The sequence below is a fragment of the Streptomyces sp. NPDC001617 genome (assembly GCF_053596855.1).
The window spans coordinates 30,175-47,818 of sequence record NZ_JBSFHA010000011.1; the positions used below are offsets into that span (position 1 = coordinate 30,175).

At 68.0% G+C, this 17,644-nt stretch carries 13 protein-coding genes; 5 read left to right on the forward strand and 8 right to left on the reverse strand.

The window, feature by feature from the left end; translation table 11 throughout:
* From ACWC09_RS11260 to ACWC09_RS11270, 3 genes are all read right to left on the reverse strand, one after another.
* Positions 1-903 (reverse strand): SDR family NAD(P)-dependent oxidoreductase, encoded by a 903-nt coding sequence (locus tag ACWC09_RS11260; protein WP_450850279.1) that lies wholly within the window; start codon positions 901-903, stop codon positions 1-3.
* Between the two features lie 987 nt (positions 904-1,890).
* A complete protein-coding gene (locus tag ACWC09_RS11265) occupies positions 1,891-2,562 on the reverse strand; it encodes an alpha/beta hydrolase (RefSeq protein WP_450850280.1) in 672 nt (223 codons plus the stop codon).
* Positions 2,563-2,732: 170 nt separating this feature from the next.
* Positions 2,733-3,797 (reverse strand): alpha/beta hydrolase family protein, encoded by a 1,065-nt coding sequence (locus tag ACWC09_RS11270; protein ID WP_232033576.1) that lies wholly within the window; start codon positions 3,795-3,797, stop codon positions 2,733-2,735.
* Positions 3,798-4,541: 744 nt separating this feature from the next.
* Between ACWC09_RS11270 and ACWC09_RS11275 the strand changes: the two genes are divergently transcribed.
* A complete protein-coding gene (locus tag ACWC09_RS11275; protein ID WP_450850281.1) occupies positions 4,542-4,817 on the forward strand; it encodes a hypothetical protein in 276 nt (91 codons plus the stop codon).
* Positions 4,814-6,493 carry a sodium:solute symporter family transporter gene (locus ACWC09_RS11280; RefSeq protein WP_232033574.1) on the forward strand — a complete coding sequence of 560 codons (1,680 nt, stop codon included), beginning with the start codon at positions 4,814-4,816 and terminating at the stop codon, positions 6,491-6,493. The genes ACWC09_RS11275 and ACWC09_RS11280 overlap by 4 nt, the downstream gene beginning before the upstream one ends.
* A gap of 78 nt (positions 6,494-6,571) precedes the next feature.
* Here the strand turns inward: ACWC09_RS11280 and ACWC09_RS11285 are convergent, their stop codons facing one another.
* From ACWC09_RS11285 to ACWC09_RS11300, 4 genes are all read right to left on the reverse strand, one after another.
* The gene (locus tag ACWC09_RS11285; protein ID WP_450850282.1) at positions 6,572-8,107 is read right to left on the reverse strand and encodes a sensor histidine kinase; all 1,536 of its coding nucleotides are present in this window, start codon (positions 8,105-8,107) and stop codon (positions 6,572-6,574) included.
* A complete protein-coding gene (locus tag ACWC09_RS11290) occupies positions 8,104-8,847 on the reverse strand; it encodes a response regulator transcription factor (protein ID WP_232033572.1) in 744 nt (247 codons plus the stop codon). The genes ACWC09_RS11285 and ACWC09_RS11290 overlap by 4 nt, the downstream gene beginning before the upstream one ends.
* Positions 8,848-8,875: 28 nt before the next feature.
* Positions 8,876-11,038 (reverse strand): ArnT family glycosyltransferase, encoded by a 2,163-nt coding sequence (locus ACWC09_RS11295; RefSeq protein ID WP_450850283.1) that lies wholly within the window; start codon positions 11,036-11,038, stop codon positions 8,876-8,878.
* A gap of 151 nt (positions 11,039-11,189) precedes the next feature.
* Positions 11,190-12,473, reverse strand: a complete 1,284-nt coding sequence (locus tag ACWC09_RS11300) for a bifunctional glycosyltransferase family 2/GtrA family protein (protein ID WP_232033570.1) — start codon at positions 12,471-12,473, stop codon at positions 11,190-11,192.
* A 562-nt stretch (positions 12,474-13,035) separates the two neighbouring features.
* Between ACWC09_RS11300 and ACWC09_RS11305 the strand changes: the two genes are divergently transcribed.
* Positions 13,036-13,743, forward strand: coding sequence for a streptophobe family protein (locus ACWC09_RS11305; RefSeq protein ID WP_450850284.1), 708 nt, complete (start codon positions 13,036-13,038; stop codon positions 13,741-13,743).
* Positions 13,744-14,326: 583 nt separating this feature from the next.
* Here ACWC09_RS11305 and ACWC09_RS11310 read toward each other — a convergent pair.
* Positions 14,327-15,766: a carotenoid oxygenase family protein gene (locus ACWC09_RS11310; protein ID WP_232032815.1), complete on the reverse strand. Its 1,440-nt coding sequence runs from the start codon at positions 15,764-15,766 to the stop codon at positions 14,327-14,329.
* 252 nt (positions 15,767-16,018) lie between these two features.
* Here ACWC09_RS11310 and ACWC09_RS11315 point away from each other — a divergent pair, with 252 nt between their 5' ends.
* Together ACWC09_RS11315 and ACWC09_RS11320 are read left to right on the forward strand one after the other, a co-directional pair.
* Complete coding sequence (locus ACWC09_RS11315; RefSeq protein WP_232032814.1) at positions 16,019-17,251, forward strand: aromatic ring-hydroxylating oxygenase subunit alpha; 1,233 nt, start codon at positions 16,019-16,021, stop codon at positions 17,249-17,251.
* Positions 17,251-17,604 carry a hypothetical protein gene (locus tag ACWC09_RS11320; RefSeq protein ID WP_232032813.1) on the forward strand — a complete coding sequence of 118 codons (354 nt, stop codon included), beginning with the start codon at positions 17,251-17,253 and terminating at the stop codon, positions 17,602-17,604. The genes ACWC09_RS11315 and ACWC09_RS11320 overlap by 1 nt, the downstream gene beginning before the upstream one ends.
* Positions 17,605-17,644: the final 40 nt, after the last annotated feature.

Here is a 17,644-nt window from a genome sequence, read left to right on the forward strand (position 1 = left end):
TCAGTCTCCCTCCCCGACCGGACCGCGGTTTCCGGTCCGCCCCTGCGCTGTGTAGACAGCGCCCCACAGGTCAGGCGGCGGACCGCCGCCCGGCAGCGCGCGGTCGGGCGCTGCCTCACAGGCCGTCAGCAGAGGATCGAAATACCGCGCGATATCCTCGCGGAACTCGGCGTGGGTGAGTACGTACATGTCGTTCCGACGCATTCCCTCGAGCACTCGGCGCCCGACCTCGACGGCCTCCATCCCCGCATCCATCGGCGAGCCCCGCGACGGCAGCGGCGGGCCACCTGGGCTGTTTGACGGCAGGGGGGAGCGGTCCCCCCAGGTGTTGTTGCGTGTCAGGCCCGGACAGAGAACCGATACGCCTATGTCTGAATCGAGCAGTTCGGCGCGCAGGGCCTCCATCATGCCCAGCACTCCGCGCTTGGCCACCGAGTAGATCCCGGAGATGTTCAAGGGCGTCAGCGCCGCCATGGACGCCGTGGAGATGATGTGGCCGCCTTGGCCGTGCGCGAGCATCCTGCCCAGGAAAGCCTGCACGCCGTTCACGACCCCACCGAGGTCGACCCCGAGAATCCGGTCCCAGTCGTCGTAGCCCGCTTCCGCGATCCGCCCGAGCGAACTGATCCCCGCGTTGTTCACCAGGACATGGACGTACCCGAACACATGCTCAGCCTCATCCGCCGCCCGCTGCCAATCGATGCGATCGGTTACGTCCAGAGGGATGAAGTGGAAGGAGCCGCCAGCCTGCGTCAACAGGTCGCGGGCCTTGGCCAGGTGGTCCTCACTGACGTCAGTGACGATGACCTTCATACCGCTTTCCGCGAAGGCTCGGGCTATTCCCAGACCGATGCCACTGGCCGCTCCGGTAACGAACGCGACCTTGCCTGCAACGTCTCTCATCGTGCATGACCTCCTCACCAAGCCCGCTGTTATGTCCTGAATAATAGGACTGCAATGTCGCTCGATAGGACAAGTGAAGCCGAGGGGGTCCAGCAAGTCAAGGGTGGATGACCGCTAAACGGGACAGGCGTGTCCCGCACTGCGGTCATTCTGTTGAAGAGGGCCCCCAGCGCCGCGCACACGGAACCCGCCTCACAAGCTGGCGGCGACGCCGAATAGATCACCGAGTGGGCCACCGCGACGCTCCGGTCCCTCGCCGCAGCCGCCCACACACAAGAGCAGCACCGCTGGAAGTGCACAGTGCGTCACCGTGTGGGGCTGGGGAGGCGGGCGTCGGCGTTCGCTTCTTGTGTCGGCTTCGCCGTAGGCACGGGTGCCCGGGAGCGTCTCGCGTTACAGGGACGCGTGGATCTTTCACAGGCCGCGTTGTCCGCGTGGGCGCCGACCGTACCCGTCGTCCCTGGCTCGGTGGCGGCGCGGCAGGATCGCGGTGAAGTAGGAGCTGCCGGGCAGCGGCGGCGTACAGTCGGGCGCCACTTGCGGCTGGAGCGCGGCACGGAACGGGCCCCAGTGTCCTGCACTGCCCGAAAGAAGTTGGGCGCGTAGTAGTCGGCGTCGGTCGGCAGGAGCGTCATCGATGCATGCAGGTGTACCAACAGGCCTAACGCGTAAGTGAGTTCATCGACGTCATCGGCTCCGAAGACCGAGCCCACCAGAGCCCGTGTGCCCGCACTCCACGAGGGCCGCCGTGCGAACCAAGGGGCGATCGAACGTGCAGACGCTGCCGCTGTGTTTACGAAAGTGCCAGCTAAGAAGGCCAGGGCGAGCACGAAGCACACCACGACGCGTGCCGGGAACGGAGTTGGCCTCTAGTGGGAGGCCGAAGCCGCCGGACAGCCGGGGACGTTCGTGTGGCCACAACTGCGCAGAAGTCGCTACGTCGGCAATCGCCCCCACCACTGCGTTCGTTGTGCCACCACGCTGCTTTCAGCGGCGGCCGCGACCGTCAGGCGTACCTCCGACGATCAGTTCCGCGAGTTCAGCCGGACGCGTCAGGAACGGCGCGTGGTCCGTGGGCCACTCGATGACCTCGGATGCGTTCGCTGCCATCTTGCGCTGCGACACCGGCGGCAGAGCCTGGTCGTTCGTGCACACGAGGTAGATGCTCGGAATCGAGCGCCACGCAGCTTCGGCGTCCGACACGCTGGGGCCCTCCAGCGGCATGGGGCGCAGGCGCGCGACCCAGGCGGTGGCCGCCTGCGCGTCGGCGTCGCCGTAAAACACGGCGGCGGCCGCCTGGGGATCCACCCTCAGCTCCAGTCCGTCGATGAGGAGTGACGCGCTGAGGAGGCTGCTTGTCGCCGGCACGTCCTCATCGCGCGGATCACCGAGAAACGCCGCGACATAGACGAGCCGGGTCACAGGAAGGCCGGTCGCAGCCTGGGTGATCACCCGCCCACCGTAGGAGTGCCCGACGACGATCGCGTCGCCTCCCGCAGCCTGGATCGCTGAGCGAGCTGCGGCAACATCCTCGGCAAAGCCGGTCAGTGGCAGTTCGACGGCTGTCGCCTCGACACCGCGATGCTGCAACTCGGCGACGACGCCGTCCCAGCACCAAGCTCCGTGCCAAGCTCCATGGATCAGTACAACCTTTGTCACTGTGCAACTCGTTCCATCTAGGGGCCGGCGAGGCCATCTGTCACAACTCAGCCGACAAGCTGACTTGGAGCCCCGCTCCGCGCCGTCATGAAGAAGGGCAATTACTCGCAACACTGCGGGCAACCGCTAACAGGGGTTATGGACGCACGGCCAGGTCGATGTCCAACACGTCACCTGCCCGCAGACGACAGCTGGTGGCGGTCGATCCATTCGAACATCAACTCAAGCACCTGGGGCATCTTGGAAGCGGCGCAGTGTCCGGTGTCTGGAAGCAAGTGGACTTCCGTGTCCCGGCGGCCGACGAAGACAAGGGTGTCCTGCTGTGGAACATGGACATCACCGGCACCATTGATGACCAGCATCGGCACGTTCGTGTTCAGGTTGAGCAGTGGACGCAGGTCGAACGGCGGCCAGATCCGGGCCAGTTGCGCATCATTCGGTTCATGGTCGAACCCCAACGCATTGCCGACGCTGCCTTCCATGCCATACGCGAAGGTCCGATCCCGGGCGAATGCCGCTTCGATGGGACCGCCGATGACGATCGCCGCGTCGACATCCCCCGCCAGGCCCGAGCAGGCCGAGAAGTGACCGCCCATCGATATGCCGAGATGCAGGACGCGCCCGTTGCCCAGCGCCCGCGCCTCGATGGCCAGGGCGCGCACCAGGTCAGCGCCGTCCTCCGAGTCCATGGGGCCAGCGCATTCACCCGTGCCCGGTATGTCGAAGGCCAGCACGCCCATACCGGTTCGCAGGGCGACCGCCTCGAAGAGCCCGTGCAGATCCATTTTCCAGGTGTCCACTCCGCCGCTGGCGAGCAGGACGGGGGCGTTGCCTGACCAGCCCGGCGGAGTGAGAAAGTGCGCGGGTACAGCGGTGACCCCCTCGCCGCAGGGCACCTGGACGGCCCGGCGCTGAAACCCGACCTTGAAACCGGGAGCGGCAAGCAGGTATTGCTTGAGCTGGCGCTCCAGCGCCGTACGCTTGGCGTCGTCGGCCAGCGTGGGAAACTTCGCCCATCCGTAGGCCAGCGCCGCAAGCTGATGCTCACCAAGCTCCGCATATCCGGCGGCCAGTCGCGACCACTCGTACACCCAGCCGCCCGGCTCGTCGAGCCACATGTCAGTGACCGTCGATCGGACGGTGTCGACGTCCGCGGAAGGCAAACCGTTGTTCACCATCTGCCAGTACCGCTCGACGAACAGGTCCTCGGGGGCGACCTTCCACCGGTAAGGCATGCGGAAACCTACTTCCCAAACAGCGCTGATACAGGACTTTTGCTTTGGATACCGCAGGGAGCACGCCCCTGGCCCTTGACCGGGCGCGGCCTGCTTCCCCCGCCTCAGCGAAAGCGGACCGCCTCCGCGACACCCGGCGTCAGCAGGAAGTGCCTCCGCTCCGCCCATGCCGAAGAGGTCATCGTCGCCGCGGACACGGGAGCGGAAGGGGTCAGCACGGTGAGGCAAGCAGGAACCCGAGGTTGCGGCTCGGACGAAAGCTGCCGCTCTGTCACACAGGTCCTCCTCACCCCGACCAAAGGCTGGTTCCACACATCCGACCGGCTCACCGGTCCTCGACAGGAGTGCTCAGCTCTCAGCGCTGGCGATACAACCACTCCACGCCACCGACACTATTGTCCCGCTTGACAGAACTCAAGTTTCACATCAGAGGACATTCACGAACGCTTCCGGTATCGTCTGCGCCTGCGTCGACGCCTCGCCGGCGGCTCTCCGCCGCGGTTGCCGCTGCCCCGGCCGCTCGACGACGACAGCCCTCCCCCACGTCCGGGCCGCAAGGCGCTGCCGCCCGTTATCCAAGCGCTGCCCTGCGGCTCGGGGTCGGCTCCCAGAGCGGCCGCCGACCGACCCACACCCGACCAGCACGTGAAGGTAGCGATGCGACTCTCAGCTCAGCCACCAAAGCACCACAGGTTCCCCGATCACGCCGCCCAGTCGCCGCTGTCCCAAGCGCGTCGACGGGCAGTGCACCTGGACTTGGCCTACCTCGTACCCAACGCCCTGTGCTTCGGCACCGCGGTCACCCTGATCGCGCTCCCTGGCGATCTGCTCGCCACGCGACTGTTCAGCACCGACATGTCTGCGGGCCTGTCGCTGTATCTGCTCCAGGCAGTGGCCCTGCTGGCAACGGCCCGCCGCTTCGACCATCGCAGTGCACGCCTGCTGGACCCGCTGCAGCACGCACCGGCCGAGGCGAACGCAACCGCCGTGCCCGTCCAGCAGATCGGAGGGTTCAGATGAATCACAGCAGCACCTTCCTCGCGGCGGCGGCCGATGATCCCTACGCCTTGGTCCTCAGCTCCTTCATGCTCTTCATGGTCCTCGCCCTCTTCGGCTCGGTCTTCGCGGGCCTGCGCGGAGACTCTCCGTCGGAGTTCTACATCGGTGACCGGCAGGGTTCGGCGTTGAAGAACGGCCTGGCCTTGGCGGGATGCTATGTCTCGACATCTTTGCTGCTCAGCGTGACCGGTGTGGTGGCAACCGTCGGCTTCGACGGCATCACCGCCGCGACCAGCGTGCTTCTGTCGATGGGTGTCCTCCTTCTGCTGGCACGCCCTCTGCAGCTCAGCGGCTCCCTCACCCTCGGCGACCTCTTCTCGCTCCGGGCGCCGGGCACCGCGCCTCGGGTGGCCGCCGCGGTGGTCACCCTCGCGGTCACCGCTCCGTACCTCGTGGCTCAGCTCATGGCCGCCGGAAACGTCACCGCGGCATTCCTCGGGTTTTCCGGCATCGGGGTGCAGCAGATGTGCACCGTGCTCATCGGAGGCCTGGTGGTCACCTGCGGCATGCTCAGCGGCGCCAAGGGGCTCACCGTCATACAGGTGATCGCCGCTGCCGTCACGCTCGCGGCCATGATCTTCGCGTCCTTGGCCGTGCTCCGCCTCTTCCACGGAGATGTCGGCTCCCTGCTCACCGCCGCGGACGCGCACAGCATCCGTCCCGGCCGGTATCTGAGTACCGGTGGCCTCATCAACGTCGGACCGACACCACGTCTGGACATTGCCGCGGGCCAGGTCATGACCGTCCTGGGCGGCGTCTGCATGCCTCACGTCCTCAGCCGCGTCTCTGCGGCAAGGGACACCGCCACAGCACGCCGCTCCGTCCGGTACGCGACCGGTGTCGTCGCGCTCGTGTGCGTCACCGTGGTCATTCTGGGCATGGGGGCATCGGCCCGAGTCGGTGCTGACACCATTCTCTCCGGGCAGTCCAATGCGGACGACTCCCTGATGCTCGTGGCCAGCAGTCTGGACGACCGGCTGGGAAGTGGCATGAGCCGTCTGCTTTTCACCGCGCTCGCCTGCGCGATCTTTCTCAGCGTGCTCGCCGTCGTGGGCGCCACCACGCTGGCAGCGGCCGCCGCCCTGGCCCGGGACACGTACCACCATCTCGTTCAGCGCAGGCAGTCCGACCCCACGCGTGAACTGATGGTGGCGCGCATAGCCGTCCTGCTCTTCGGCGTCCTCGGCATCCTGCTCGCCGTACTGGCGCAGGGACGCTCAACCGCTTTCCTGGCTCAGCTCGCCATGGCAGTGGCCGCATCGACCGTGGCCCCCGTTCTGCTCTACACGTTCTACTGGGACCGCTTCAACCGAACGGGGCTGCTGTGGGCCGTGTACGGCGGAATCATCCTGAGTGGCGGCCTTGCCGTGTCCTCGCCCTCCGCCTCAGGCAGCTCTCAGGCCTTCTTGCCGAACGCGGACTTCGCCTGGTTCGACCACAGCACCCCGGTTCTGGTCTCCGTCCCGGCCGCCTTCCTGCTGGGATGGGCGGGCAGCCTCGTGGGGCACCGTCGAGCCCACAGACACCAGGCAGAGGACGCATCGGTCACCAGCGCTGTCCTGCTCGTCGGGCGGACGGCCGCCACAGCGGTAGCAACTGGACGCACGGCTGGGCGGCGACCCGAGCGAAGTGACTGAGCAGGGCCTGGGTACATCAGGGTCCCCCTCTTCGCCACCCACCGGCGGGCCGGCGCACAGTGGCAGGACCGGCGGCGATCAGCCGGAGACGCCGCTGGATCGCCCGTCCGAACGCCCCGCGGGGAGGACAAGGCGGAAGGTGCATCCTCTGCCCGGCGCGGTGTCGAGTTCGAGGCGGCCACCGTGGCCTTCCGCGACCGCGGCGGCAATCGAGAGGCCCAGGCCACTACCACCGTGGGTGCGGGAGCGGGAAGGGTCAGCACGGTAGAAGCGCTCGAAGACGTGCTTGGCGTCCTGGGCCGTGAGCCCGGGCCCTTCGTCCGCCACTTCCACCACGCCGGCAAGCGTACCGTCCGGCAGGGGCGGTGACGCGCCAACGACCCCCGGGCGGTCGGATCCGCAGGTGTCCACGCCCACCCGGGTCTCACCCACCCTGACGTGGACCGCAGTGCCGGCCGGGGTGTGGACACGGGCGTTGGACAGCAGATTGTCGACGATCTGTCTCAGCCGATGGGGGTCGCCGACGGCCTCGACCACATCCAGTTCGCCGTTGCCCGCCGGGTCCGACAGGGGGCCCAGATCGACCGGATGGCTCGCCCCGTGCAGGGCGGCGGTCCGCACGGCGTCCGCCGCCAGGGAGAGCAGGTCCACCGGATTTTTGTCGTACGACGGTTCCCTGTCCAACTGGGCGAGAAGTTGGAGGTCGTCGACGAGGAGACCCATCCGCTCCGCGTTCTGGGCGATCAACTGGTGGGTCTCGGTCTGCTCATGGGCCGACAGGCGCTCCCGGAGGAGTGCGAGCTGTGCGTAGCCCTGGATGGCGGTGAGTGGAGTGCGCAGTTCGTGGCCGGCGTCGGCGACGAAACGTCGCATGCGCGCCTCGGATGTCTCCCGTTCACGAAGCGCCAACTGCAGCCTCTCCAGCATGGAGTTCAGCACCCGGCCGAGCCGGCCGATCTCGGTGCGCCCATCGATGTCGGGGAGTCGCAGATCCAGTTGCCCCGCTCCGATGCGCTCGGCGGTGTGCTCCATACGAGTCAGCGGGAGCAGGCCCAGCCGTACCACCCAGCGGCCCAGCGCGAGCAGGGCGGCGACGGTGAGCACCAGCAACACCGCGTTCAGCCAGAGAATCTTGGACGTGGTGGCGTCGACGGTGTCCAGCGGCAGAGCCACCACGGCGTGCATGTCCTGCGGACCGGAACTCAGCAGAACTCTCCACCGGCTGTCGCCGCTGACGGATGCCACCGTCCCTGGACGGCCGACGTGCAGACCGAGCTGCGCCACCGAATCCCCGATCCGTGGACCTGGCTTGCCGTCGGCACCGAGCGACACGGCCATCCGCCGACCGGAGCCGTCGTAGAAGTAGACACGGAAGTCCGAGGGCAGGACGTCGGGACGGTCCCCGGGGTTGTTGTCCTTGAGAGCCTCGAAGTAAGCCGGTCCGGGTGGGTGGAAGTCGGCCAGTTGCTGGTCGACCCGGTCCAACAGCCATGAGCGCAGCACCAAGAACCCGATGAGCTGGGAGACGGCGACGGCGACCGTCGCCAGCAGCGCCGCCGCCAGGATCAGGCGCCGCCGCAGGGACCCGGGGATTCGGGGCAGCAGCCGGCTCACGGCTCCGCCGTCCCACCCGGCTCGCGCGGCAGCCGCAGGCAGTAGCCGATGCCGCGCACCGTGTGGATGAGTGGCGGCCCGAGGCGGTCGACCTTCTTGCGCACGTACCTCACGTACGTCTCGACGATCCGGGCATCTCCGGCGAAGTCGTAGCTCCACACGTGATCGAGAATCTGAGCCTTGGTCAGGACCCGGCCCGGGTTGGCCATCAGATAGGCGAGCAGCTTGAACTCGGTCGGCGACAACGGAACGTAGTGCCCGGCGCGGTGCACCTCGTGAGCGCCCTCGTCGAGCTCAAGGTCGGCGTAACGCAGCACGGTCTCCGCAATGAGCGGCTCCGAACCCTGGACGACCGTGCGGCGCAGGATGGCCTCGATGCGGAGCAGCACTTCGTCGATGTGGAACGGCTTCGTGACATAGTCGTCGCCGCCGGAGCTCAGCCCCGTGATGCGGTCGTCGACGTCGATGCGGGCGGTGAGGAACAGCACGGGTACGTCGTTTCCGGCCGCCCGCAATCGTTGTGTGACCTCGAAGCCGTCCAGGTCGGGGAGCATCACGTCGAGCAGCACCAGGTGCGGCTCCCGCCGTTGGATCTCGACGAGGGCGGACTGGCCGTTCTCCGCGGCGCTCACCTCGTATCCGGTGAGCCGGAGGGTGGACTCCAACAGGGTGCGGATGCTGGGTTCGTCCTCGACCACGAGGAGCCTGTATCGCGCCCTGTCCCCGGGCTGCTCTGTCATCGTGCTGTGCGGTCCGTTCTGTTGCCGTTCACCGAGCGGCGCAGTCGTAGAGCACCGAGGCACCGAAGAGCACCTCACTACCCGTCTCCTGCTGAGACGTCGTGCTGCCTCCGTACGCCGACGCCGAGACCTTGGTGCAGTTCTTGGAGATCCACTCCGAGCGGCCAGTGGCGTTCTCCTGTGACATGCCGGGCCTCGTCATCGCTCCACCGCCGGCGTTGTCCGATCCAACGATGTAGCGCAGCTCACCGTTCCCGGTCCATTTCTTCAGCTGGGCGACCGAGGGCGCGTCGTCGGAGCCCATGAAGCCGCCCATGCCGATCACCGTCTCGTCACTGTTCAGGATGAACGCGCTGGTGGCGTTGGCGCCGCCTGACACAGCGAGCTTGATCCGGGCCTTCGGTGAGTGCTTCACGGCGTAGTCGAGCATCTTGCGCTGGTCGGAGGTGAGTGCCGAGCCGCTGGAACCACCGAATCCGCCGGACATCGCGCCGGATCCGCCGGGGAAAGCGGGAAGACCGCCAGAAGCCGATCCTGAGCCATCGGACACACCGGGCATGCCGCTGGGGAGGCCGCTCGGCATACCGCCCTGGTCACCACCGGGCATCCCCGACGGCATCCCCCCGGACGGCTGCCCGTTCTGCTGCCCCGAGTCGGAACCCCCGCCCGGGAAACCCTCCATACCCGAGGGCATCCCGGAAGGCATTCCCGACGACCCCTGATTCCCAGACGAGCCCTGCCCAGGTATGCCAGACAATCCGAAGGCCGACAGCGAACTCCTCGGTCCCGCTGTCGGGTTGGCGCCGCCCATGAGATTCGACGAACCCGACGAAGCCGACACGCTCGCCGCCCACGCCCCAGGTGCCACGAGCATGGACACCACCGCGGCAGCCGCCCCGGCCAGGAGCAGGTTGCCACCGCGCCGGGACAGAAGGAGTGCGATCGCCGCGCAGCCGATCAGCAGCACGGGCCAGATCAGCCACCCGTTCCAGTCCGGCGTACGGCGGACGAGAACCATCGCCCAGCCGACCGTCACCGCCACGGCCGCCGCGCCGGCCCAGACAGCCCACGCCACACCGGCCCGGTGAACACGGATCAGGGTGGCCAGCATCCCACCGCACAGGGCGGCGATCGCCGGGGCCAACTGGGTGGTGTAGTACGGGTGGAAGATGCCCTTCTGCGTGGAGAACACGGCCACGCACACGATCAGCCAGCTCCCCCACAGCAGCCAACCCGAGGCGGGCAGCACGCCGGACTGGTCCAGTCGCCCGCGGCGGTACAGGACTGTGCACACCACCGCGAGCGCCAAGGCTACGGCGCAGGTCGGCAGCAGCCAGCTGATCTGCCCGCCGACCTGGGTGTTGAACATGCGGCCGAGACCCGCCTCGCCGCCGAATCCCCCACCCATGCCAGCCATGGCCTGCGACGAGCCGTCGCTGGAGCCGAAGACCCGGCCGAGTCCGTTGTAGCCGACCACCAGGTCCCAGGCCGACCCGTTCTCGCTGCCACCGATGTAGGGCCGGTCCCCCGGCCAGAGCGCCACCATCGCAACCCACCACAGGGACGACGCCACCAGGACGGCTCCCGCGCCCAGCAGCCGCCCGACCCTCGCGGCCCAGGCACCGCTCCCCGCCACCAGCCAGGCGAGGGCGAACGAGGGCACCACCATCCAGGCCGCGAGCATCTTGGTGAGGAAGCCGCACCCGATCAGGAACCCGCTCGCGCACAGCCACCAGGTCGCCGCCCGGCCCTCTGCCTGCAGGGCACGGGTGAGCGCGTACGCCGCCGACACCAGCAGCAGGACGAGCAGCGTGTCGGGGTTGTTGTCCCGGTTGATGGCCACGGTGATGGGGGTGAGGGTCATCACCAGGGCGGCGAGCAGTGCGGCCTGCTCCCCTGCCCAGCGGCGCACGGTGCGGTGCAGCACGAACACGCCGGCCACGCCCTCGATCACCTGCGGAAGGATCAGCGCCCACCCGTGCAGCCCGAAGATCTTGCTGCTGATGACCTGGGGCCACAGCGCGGCCGGTGGCTTGTCGACAGTGACGACCCCGGCCGGGTCGTAGGAGCCGAAGAGGAAGTAGGTCCAGCTCTTCCCCATCGACTTCACGGCCGCGGAGTAGTAGCTGTTGCCCCAGCCCAACGAGCCGAGCGCCCAGCCGTACAGCACGGCTGCGACGAGCAGGATCACGCCGAGAGCGGCCGGCGCCGCCCAGGCGGGCAGGGAGCGAGGAGGAGTTTCCGAGAGACCGTCAGACACTGGGGTGACGGACAGGGCCCGGTGGGACTCGTTCATGGAAGGGAATCAGCTCTCGTCAGAAGTCTCGATGGCGCAGCTTGGGTCAGGCGGTGGTCTTGCGGCGGAAGACAGCGAGCCGCAGCACGGCGAAGCGGACGGCGGTGACCGCGACGGACGCGGCGGCCAGGACGGCGGTCTCGGCGGCCGCCGAGGCCCCGGGGTCGGTGTGCTTGAACCACAGCACCGCTCCGGAGGTGACCAGGTAGCCGAGTACGAACAGGGCGCCCGCGCCCAGATGCGCCCGCGCGGGCCGGGTTGCGGCCTTCCGGAAGGTGAGACGGCGGTTCGCCTCGGTGTTCAGCACCGTCAGGATCAGCAGCGACACCAGGTTGGCGGCAGCGGGCTGCCACCAGCCGCGCAGCAACCAGTACAGCAGCGCCTGCCCGATGGTGGAGGCGATGCCGATCGCGATGAAGCAGCCGACCTCCCACGACAGCACGCCCCGCCCCGTGGGCGGCGCGAGAACGGCGTCCGGGTGCTCGGCGGCCGGTGCGGGGCGGCGGGGCAGTTCGACACGGGCGGCGCCGGAGGCCTTGAGCCGCGCCATCCGCCACAGGCCCTTGAGGTCATCGGTAGCCGTGCTCACCACGTCGACCCTGGTGTCGACGTCCTCCACCCAGTCGACCGGCACCTCGTGGACGCGCAGCCCGTTGTGCTCGGCGAGCAGCAGGAGTTCGGTGTCGAAGAACCAGGCGTCGTCCCGGGTCACCTTCAGCAGAGGGCGCAGCACCTCCGTACGGGCGGCCTTGAAGCCGCACTGGGCGTCAGTGAAGCGGACGCCGTGGGTGAGCCGGATGATTCCGTTGTAGCAGCGGGAGACGAACTCGCGGCGCGGCCCGCGCACGGTACGCGCACCCGGGGCCAGCCGACTGCCGATCGCGATGTCGGAGTGCCCCGTGGCGAGCGGGGCGACGAGCGGCAGCAGCCCGTCGAGACCGGTGGACAGGTCCACGTCCATGTAGGCCACGATGTCCGCGTCGCTGCACCCCCACACGATGCGCAGGGCGAGGCCCCGGCCTTTGCGTTCCAGGTGCACGGCATCAACGCCAGGCAGTTCCTCCGCGAGGCGGCGGGCGACGGTGAGCGTGCCGTCTGTGCTGGCGTTGTCGGCGACGGTGATGCGCCAGGGGAACGGAAAGCCCTCGGTCAGCCGGGCGTGCAGGGTACGCAGGCAGCCGGGCAGAGCGCGTTCCTCGTTGTAGACGGGCACGACGATCTCCACGCTCGCCTTCCCGGAGCCGGCGTGGGCGGTCCCGCCAGGGGATTGGAAGGCGACGGTCCGGCCGGGGCTGTGCGTGAAAGCCGTGCCGTGCGGGGTGGGTGACATGGCTTCCTCAGGCGGAGACGGGACATGGGGTGCGGCTCCATAGGGGGACGCGAGCAGAGCCCGACTCTCACCCACTCCACTGGGAGACCCGGGAGAGAAATGCGAGAACTGACAGAGAGTCAGGTGACGGTGGCCTGATCACAGCGCTACGGCAGGCTTCGCAGCCTCGGTCGGCGCTGCCTCTACCCCCCTTGCTGCCATACAGGGTCCGTCGCAACCCAGGGCACGGTGCCTGACCGCCAGTGGCTGGAATGTTCTGCTGATCATTGCCCTGGGAATGTCGCGGCAGCCGGCGAACCTCAGCTGGAGGCGGCAGCGGATCCCGGACCACGCCAGCCCTCGTCTCGGCACGAATCCGACACCGCCGCCGTTCCGCCTCTCGGCCAACTCCCACAGATCTCCCGGTGAACAACCAGCAGCAACTGCCACTGTCGGCTGTCACTCCGGTACCGCCTCGTCCATCCGGACGAGGGTGCCCTGCACGACCTCTATGAATTCCGGCCCGTCAAGCGCCGTTCGGCATGGCCATGAGCCGGTCCCCCGTCCTCGGAGGAGCCTTCCGATGCCCGCTTCGTCCTCGCCTGTCCCCGCACCACGCGGCAGCGTCGGTCGCCACGCCCTGGAGGGCGGCGCCGCCGTCACCGCCGCGGCCGCGATGATGTCGGCCTGCGGCGTCACCGCGGCACTCGCGCTCGGTGCCCAGAACAGCATTGCGCTGTCCCGGCTGGTGCCGGCCCTTTTGAGCATGGCCGTCGGCGGTCACCTCACACTCGACTCCGGCTCGGCCGCGACCAGCGGAGGTCAGACCGGGACGCCGGGCGATATGCCAGGTGATGGTCTCACCCTCGAACTGGGCGGGCAGGTGTCCGCGCTACCACTGCCCCTGACGTTCCTGGAGACCATAGTGCTCGCGGTCGGCTTCCTCCGGCCTTTGCGTCGCCGGGCCCGCCCGACACCCGATCTGCTCTGGGCGCGGTTCGGCGGGGCACTCGCCGCCACCCTGGTCCTGTTCACGGCATCGGCGCTGCTCGGCCACGGCACCGTACGTCTACCCAAGGGCTTGATGCAGAGCATGGGGACGGGAACGGGTGGTTCGGGCGGCGGGAACGGTGGCATCCCCGGAAACGGTCTGTCCTCGGTGGGGTTCCGTACCGATGTCGTCTCCACTGCGTTCTTCGCACTTCTGTGGGTGGTTCGTCGTCGGGATCGACTGTCTCGCGGCCCGGCGAACGACGCTTCCTCGCCCTCTTGCCCTCAGCCGCCTTCGTAGCGGACGCACTGCTGGGCAGCCATGTGGAGCTCGCACTGCGTTCGGGTATCGCGGTCGGCATGGCGACGATGCTCCTCTGCATGACGGCACAGGCATCCGCTCAGATCGGAATGAGCATGGGGGGGCAGCGAGATGGGAGGCATGACGGCCGGGCTCCACTCGGCGGTCCGTCTGTTCGGACTCAGCGGATTCGTAGTGGCTGGCGTGTGCGCGTACGGCGGCAGCCGCCTGCACGCGCTGCGCGCCTCACGCCGCGCCCCGGTCGGGCCCCTTGCACTCAGGGCCGGCCGCGTCCGGCGAGCCGAAACCCGGTGAATTCCCCGGCAAGCAGGCACAAACCGCTCCCCCGCAGGCGTGCAGCTCCGCCACTCCGGCCGCACCGGACAGGGACCGCGGTACTCGGCAGGGGGGTCAGGAATGCGTGAAGCAGCCCGTCGAGCCGTGCCCCTTCCGGACTGGAGCGCGTGCCGGACGACATGCCGAGCCTTCAGATAGTCCTGCGGGTGAGTCGCTGGGCCGAGTGCGGGCATGCGATGACCGACGGGGAGCCGTAGCACCCCGCCGACCAGGGACCACCGATGACTCAGGCGCCGCGCACCGCGGCGTCGAGCTCGGCTGCGTCGGACCAGCTGCCGTGGAAGCCCAGGGGGACCCGGTGGTTGAGCTTGATCCGGGCGATGGGCGTGCCGGTGAAGTCCTGGGCTTCCTGGACGATGACCTCGCTGCGGTCGGTGGTCGGGTCCCACCAGACCGACAGCAGCCAGCCGTCGTCCTCGGCCTGGGCGCCGGGGCGGGGCACGAAGACGGGCTCGCCCGGGGAGGTCAGGACACCGTCGAGTGCCTGGATCGACGTCTCGCCCGTGCGGTAGTCGTGCTTGGCCAGGCCGTCGGTGAACCAGTCGCCGGCTCCGCGTGTCGTCGTGTAGTAGCCGTACTGGTGGGACAGCCCGGTTCGCTGATCGTTGATCCGGGGGAACTCTCCCTGGATATCGGTGACCTCGATGTCCCTGCTCTTCCCCGTGGCGAGGTCGAGTTCCCAGCGCCAGGGGGTGGTGATGATCTCCTTGAACCACCAGTTCCAGTCCCCGCCGGGCGGCGGTGACTCCAGGTCCTTGAGGGTGGGACCGAACTGGCCGACGCGGTGCCCGTCGACGATGATCTTCGTGCCGTCCTGGTAGGCGTTGAGGAAGTGTGACGTGGAGAAGGCGTCGGAGGCTTCTACCCACGTCACCTCGCCTGTCCTGCGATGCAGGATGGCCCAGCGGCATGTGTCCAGCTTCTCCGGCTCCCAGACCGTCGAAGGCTGACCGTTGATGATGCGCTCGAAGCGTGCCGTCGCCGGGCTGACCAGCCAGATCGCGTAATCGGTGGTGACGGCGTAGTCATGCGTGAGGGCGGGGAACCCCAGGTCGACCGAGTGACGGTCGAGGATGTTCCCGTCGCAGTCGGCTCGGTACCACGTGATCGCGCCGTCCATGTTGCCGAAGGTGAGGAAGTCGCCGTTCGTCGGATCGACCTTGTGGTGCGCGGTCAGGGGACCGACGAGTCCGCCGCGGAAGTTGTACTGCTCGCTGACCGTCTCCAGGGTGTCCGGTCGCAACTCGCGCGGAGGGTAGCCCTCACAGAAGGCCAGCAGACGGCTGCCGTACAGCTGCACGTGCGTGTTGGCGGGGTTGTTCGGGAACTTGCCGGGCGGCAGGGGGGTGTCCCTGCCGTTCATGAAACCGCCGTAGATCGCCCGCCCCAGCTCCATCTCTTCCTTCAGGCCCGCGGTCTGCACGTAGCGGTTGCGGTAGGTCGCACGGCCGTCACGCAGGAAGATGGCGTGGACCATGCCGTCGCCGTCGAACCAGTGATACCTGCTCGGGTTCTGCGGGCGGTGGAGCGGGCTGGGGCCGACCCGGAACAGGGCACCGCTCAGCCCGTCGGGGAGCCGGCCCTCGATCTCCAGGTCGAAGGCCTCGCCCTCCTCTCGCCAGGGTGCGTACGGCCCGTTGAGAAACATGTTGCTGGGGTCCCACATGGACGCCTCCTCCTTGCCATGTACCTGAGCGTGTCCTGATAGTCAGGAATTAAACCTGCATTATTGGGACACTATGGGGACCGTATAGCCGCACCAAGCAGAGGTCAAGTCGGACTTGAGTGCAGTCCGGACGCCAGGCACAGTCAACCTTCCTGCAGGAAAAGGCGTCCCGGGCCACTCCGCTTGCCAGGCGAGCCCCTTTCCCATACGGTCCCATGTGACAGGACTAGCGTCCTAACTTATGGAGTTCATATGTCTGAAGCCGCTGTCAGCCCTGCTTCCCCACTCACCGGCGGGACCCCGCCCCCGCCCAACCCGTTCGCCGGCCTGCGTGACGTCGTGTCCGTCAAGGACAAATTGACGCAGGAGTATCACGACGCAGTCGTCGAGAAGGTCTTCCGTCCGTCCTGGTTCCTGGTCGGAAACGTCAACGACCTTCCCAAGCCGGGGAGTTACTACGTCCTGGACGTGCCCACCTTCAACATCTCGGTGCTGGTCCAGCGGGGCCGGGACGGGGAGGTGCGTGCGTTCCACAACGTGTGCCGCCACCGCGGCAAGAAGGTGATCCCCACGGACTGCGGTTTCGCCGAGGGGACGTCGTCCGCGCACACCTGCTGGCTCCACGGCTGGTCGTACACCGGCGACGGGAAGCTGCGCTCGGTGCCGGACGAGAAGCAGTTCCGCTCCGTCGACAAGTCCCGCCTCGGGCTGGTGCCGATCCGCGTCGAGGTCCGGTCCGGCCTCATCTACGCCAACTTCAGCGACAACCCAGAGCCGCTCGACGACTGGCTGGGGGAGCTCGCCGAGGGCTTCGACGGCTACTACAGCGAGATGGAGAAGGTCAGCTGCTGGTCCATCGACGTCCGGGCCAACTGGAACATCGCCATGGACGCCTTCTCGGAGGGGTACCACACCGTCTTCCTGCATCGGCGCACCCAGCCGAAGCTGGCCGGCAAGAGCAACCCGATGCGGCACAAGCCCGTGGTCGACATGTACGACCGCCACATCCGCTCCAGCAACCCCTCCAACCCCGACTACGTCAGCCCGCCCGTCGAGGGTGCCCTGTACGGCCTCGGGTACAAGCAGACACCGGCGGTCGAGACCGACTTCTCCATGCTGCCGCCTGCGGTGAACCGCACCCGCTACCACCCCTGGTTCTTCGACATCGTGTGGCAGTTCCCCAACGTGGCCGTCCTCAACGGCTCGCACTGGTACAGCACCGTCACCGTCTGGCCGATCGACCGCAACCACTCCCGCGTCGTCTTCGACGTCTATGGCCGCAAGGCCCGGCACGCCGGCGACCGCCTGGCCCAGGCGTACAGCCGGGCCCTGCAGTACACGGTGTCCCGGGAGGACCTGGCCGCCATGGAGGACGTGCAGCGCGGCCTCGAGTCGGGTGCCATCAGCGACCTGTACCTCTCCCTGCAGGAGTTCGCGCTCCAGCACCGCTACGGACTCGTCGACGAACTGATCGGAGCCAAGTGATGGAGCTCTCCGCAGAAGCCGGACTTCCCGAAGGATTTGCCGACCTGGAGCGCTTCCTGGAGCGGTGGCGCCTGCGCGACGCACAGGAGCGGATGGAGGCGATGGTCGCTGCCGACATCGAGGAGCTGCGTGACCTGTGCGCCGCCATACTCCCCCGTATCGAAGCGGTCGTGAACCATCTGAACGCCTTCCCCCTCGACGACATGCCCCCGCGGGAGCAGGCCCTCTTCGAGCTCGCTCTGACCTTCGCCGAGGTCACTCACCCGGTCGACCTCGGATGGGCCACACCAGAGGTCAGCGACCTGTATCCGCTGGACGGGATGAACCTGGTCGGGCCCGCACGCGCCTGGTGATCCGGATGAACCATCGACCTCGTACAGAGATGGATCGCTC